General features: G+C 30.8%; 2 protein-coding genes. Both read left to right on the top strand.

The features are described from left to right. On the top strand, positions 1-1,477 hold a 1,477-nt coding region (locus KO506_RS12270), incomplete at its 5' end, for a T9SS type A sorting domain-containing protein (RefSeq protein ID WP_215995213.1). Between the two features lie 138 nt (positions 1,478-1,615). Then, complete coding sequence (locus KO506_RS12265) at positions 1,616-4,465, top strand: TonB-dependent receptor (protein ID WP_215995212.1); 2,850 nt, start codon at positions 1,616-1,618, stop codon at positions 4,463-4,465. Positions 4,466-4,547 lie beyond the last annotated feature (82 nt).

Below are 4,547 nucleotides of genomic sequence, written 5' to 3'. Positions count from 1 at the left end.
AACTTCAGACTTAACTTCTGTAAATGCTGAAACTTTAAGTGCTCAAGCTCAAGGAACTGGTGCTAACTCTTGTGTTTTTAGTGGTTGGACAGCATATGCAGCATCTAATAGTAACCTTTGTTCTTCTTTAACTTCAGGTAATGGAAATGTTGTAATGTTAACAGAAGACACAACTTGGTCTGGAGATGTTACTATAGATGGAAAAGTAGTAGTAGATAATGATGTAACATTAACTATTGAGCCAGGTACAGTAATAAAAGCTGTTGCAAAAGCAGATCCAACTTTAGCTTCTGCTTTAGTAGTTGCAAAAGGAGGAAAACTTATGGCAGAAGGTACTGCAAATTTACCTATTGTTTTTACTACCTCTATAGATCCATTAACAGCTGCAGATGTAGCAGCAGGAACTTATTTTTCTTCTTCATTTAGTTTAGACTTAAGAGGTCAATGGGGTGGTCTTGTTTTATTAGGAGACAATGTAGTTGGTGCAAACGATGGTACAGCAACAATAGAAGGTATTGGAGCAGGAAATGATTGGGCTGTATATGGAGGTAACAAAACTGATGACAACTCAGGAGTTTTAAAATATATTTCAATTCGTCATGGAGGAGCAACAGTTTCTGCAGGAAATGAAATTAACGGACTTACATTAGGTGGAGTTGGTAATGGGACAATTATAGAAAATATTGAAATTATATCTAATAATGATGATGGAATTGAATTATTTGGAGGAAATGTAGATGTAACTAATATTTTAATTTATAATCAAATTGATGATGCAATCGATATCGATCAAGCTTATTCAGGAACAATTACTAATGCTTATGTAGCAATGGGTATAGATAGTGATAATGTTTTTGAGATTGATGGTACAGAAAATACAACTACAGGTTCTTATACAATTGATGGCGTAACTGCTATTGGTAAAACAGGGCAAACTCAAACTGATCAATATGGTCACTGGAAATCTAGTGCAACAGGAGCAAACAACAATATCGTATTTAAAGATTTCGCTTCTGGTACTGTAATAGAAGGAATGGATTCTAACTTTGCTGCAGGTACACTTACATTTTCTAATATAGACTTTGTAACTACAGATAACCTTGCAGATATAACTTCAGACTTAACTTCTGCAAATGCTGAGGTTTTAAGTGCTCAAGCTGCAGGAACTGGATCAACAGAAGATCATTTTTATTCTTGGACTGCTTATTTTGTAAGTGGTGAAGGTGTCTTAAGTGTAGAAGATACAGAAGTTATTAAAACAGAGTTTTCAATTTATCCAAACCCATTTAGTAATATATTAAATGTATCTACTCAAGTAAAAGTAGACGTGTTAAGATTATATAATATTACTGGTCAATTAGTAAAAGCTAATAAAAATTCTAATTCAATTGATGTTTCAGAACTTTCTAAAGGAATGTACATTTTAGAAGTAATTACTGATTCTGATAGAGAAGTGAAAAAAGTAATTAAAAAATAATTAAAGGTAAAACTTTAACCTATTATGTCAAAGGGCTTTAGTTAACTAAAGCCCTTTTATTTTTTACGTTAACTTAACATTCAAGTTGATGATTAATAATACTTTTGCGACCTATAATTTAACAATTAATTTAGAATTATGAAATATTTTTTAGCCCTACTATTTTTAGTTAGTTTTAGTACTTTTTCTCAGTCTATAACAGGGGTAGTTATGGATGGTGAATTTAATGAGCCATTGCCATTCGCAAATGTTGCAGTTAAAGGAACAACTTTAGGAACAACTACAGATATTGATGGTAAATTTCAAATAAAAATAGAACCAGGTACTTATACTGTGGTTTTTTCTTTTATTGGTTATGCTACTGTAGAAATGAGCGACATTGTTGTAAACGCAAACAAAGAAACTTTTTTGCAATTAACACTTAGCCCAGCTGCTAATCAATTAGATGATATTGTAATTAAAACCACATCAAAAAAGAATTCAGAAGCATCACTATTAAATCTACAAAAAAAATCAATTAGTTTGGTTGATGGATTGTCGATTCAATCAATAAAAAAATCTGGAGACAGTAATATTGCAGGAGCAATAAAAAGAGTTCCAGGTGTATCTGTTCAAGGAGGTAAGTATGTATATGTTCGTGGTTTAGGAGATCGTTACTCAAAAACAACAGTTAATGGTATGGAATTGCCAGGTTTAGACCCAGACAGAAATACGTTGCCACTTGATATTTTTCCAACAAATTTAATAGATAACCTTATTGTAAAAAAATCTGCTTCTTCAGAGATAGGAGCTGATTTTACAGGAGGAACTGTAGATATAAAATTAAAAGATTTTTCTTTTAGCCCAGAATATAATGTAAGCTTTAGTGCAGGTTATAACCCAGATATGCATTTTAATGATAATTTTTTAATGGATGATAGAAGTAGTTCAGATTGGAGAGCCAAGGATGATGGTTTAAGAGATTTGCCTATTGATGCTGATCAAGATTTCCCTACAGCTTTACCACTTTTTCCAGACTTACCTACTTTAGGAACACAAGAAGAACAACAAGCAAATGCGGCATTACTTACAGACAACACAAAAAAGTTGAATAAAACAATGGCGCCAAACCAAGAAACTAGCGATTTAAACTATAGTTTTGGAGTATCTGCTTCTAATGGATATAAATTTAAAGAAGATGGAGAGTCTTCTATTGGTTATATTGCTGCTATTGGTTACAAATCTAATACTACTTATTATGATAATTTTCAGAATGGAAGATTTCTTAGTAGAGGAGATGTAATTACTGAACAAGAACAAGCTGTTAGTCAATTAGGTAAAATTAATAATTTTGTAAGTCTTTTATTTGGAATTAGTTTTAAAACAAAAAATCATAAATTCGGAATAAATTACATTGATCTTTCAAATGGAGAATCTAATGCTTCTAATGTACAAGTTCAGGGTTTAGATGAAAATGAATATTTAGGAGAAGGAAGTGTGATAACTTATACAGATAGAAATCTTAGAAGTATTCCTATATATGGTGCACATACACTTGGAGAAAATGGTAGTTTTAAAGTAAATTGGAAATTAGCAAAATCGACATCTAAATTGGAAGATAAAGATTTTAGAAAGGCTATTTTTGAAGTAACTACAGGTTTCGACGGTAATCCACAATATACAATAGCGCCAAGTGTAACAGAAGCTCCTACTAGACTGTGGCGTTATTTAGATGAAGAAAGTTTTGTGGCTAAGTTAGATTTTGAATATGATATTAAAACAAGTGGTTTATCAGGAAAAGTAAAATTTGGTGCTTCAGAAATTTTAAAAGAAAGAGATTTTAGCTCTAAAAGAATTGATATAAACTGGAATGGAGGTAATAGTCAAGTTCTTTTAGGAGATCCAAATGCTATACTAGCTGATGAAAACATTTGGGTACAATCTGATGTATTATTTCAATCAACACAAGGATCTTATATTAGTGCAGGTGAAGAAGAGGGAAATACTTATAATTCAGAATCAAAAAATACAGCTGCATACCTTTCTACAGAATTAAAATTTTCTGACTTTTTTAAAGCTGTTATAGGTGCACGTTTTGAAACTTACGAACTAAAATATACTGGTATTGATTTTGAAGGTGAAGAATATAATAATGTTAAATTTTTAGATGAAAATGAACTTTTTACTAATGTAAACCTTATTTTTTCTCCAAATGACAAAAGTAACATTAGAGCTTCTTATTATAAAACTACAGCAAGACCTTCTTTTAAAGAAGCATCATCTGTAACCTTAGCAGACCCTATTACAGAAACTTTCTTTGTGGGTAACCCAGATATTAAATCTTCAATAATTAATAACTATGATTTACGTTATGAATTTTATGGAGAAAAAAATCAAATGTTTGCAGTTAGTATGTTTGCTAAACAATTTAAAGATCCTATTGAAATAGCTGTAATTAGAGATGATACACCAAGTGAATTTACCGCTAAAAACAATGAAAAAGCAACTGTTTTAGGAGTAGAAATAGAGGTAAGAAAAAACATTTTATCTTTAAATGATAATTTTACATTAAACTTTAATGCAAACGCTTCTTATATCGATGCAAAAGTTACAGCATTAATAGATGAAAATGACATTACTTTAGGTACAGAAGAAAGAGAACTTCAAGGTCAGTCTCCTTTTATGATTAATGCAGGTTTAAATTCTAGATTCGAAGATATTGCTTTAGAAGCTGGTATTTTCTATAATGTTCAAGGTGCTGCTTTACAAACTGTAGGTGCAGGAGATATACCAGATGTTTACTCAGAACCATTTCATAATTTAGATTTCTCTATGTCTAAAAGTTTTGATACTGAAAGTAAAGTGAGCAAAAGACTTACTTTTAAAGTGAAAAATTTATTAAATCAAAAAAGAGAGAGTTATTATCTTTGGAATAATGAAAAAGCAGGTTTATTTAGAGGTTTTAATCCAGGAGTAGTTTACTCTTTAGGTGTTAGTTTAACATTTTAAATGAACATAAATTCTTAGAAATTTATATTTCACATATCAAAATAAAAAAGCAGGCTTTTAGCTAGTCATGGTCGGAAGAAAT

The sequence above is a fragment of the Polaribacter vadi genome (assembly GCF_018861005.1).
Lineage (GTDB): Bacteria > Bacteroidota > Bacteroidia > Flavobacteriales > Flavobacteriaceae > Polaribacter > Polaribacter vadi_A.
The sequence above is the reverse complement of the archived record's forward strand: the minus strand, read 5'-3'. Positions and strand labels throughout refer to the sequence as shown.

Bases quoted from the DNA above. Each gene is read 5' to 3' on its own strand.
- KO506_RS12265 (WP_215995212.1), top strand. From the start codon at position 1,616: ATGAAATATTTTTTAGCCCTACTATTTTTAGTTAGTTTTAGTACTTTT.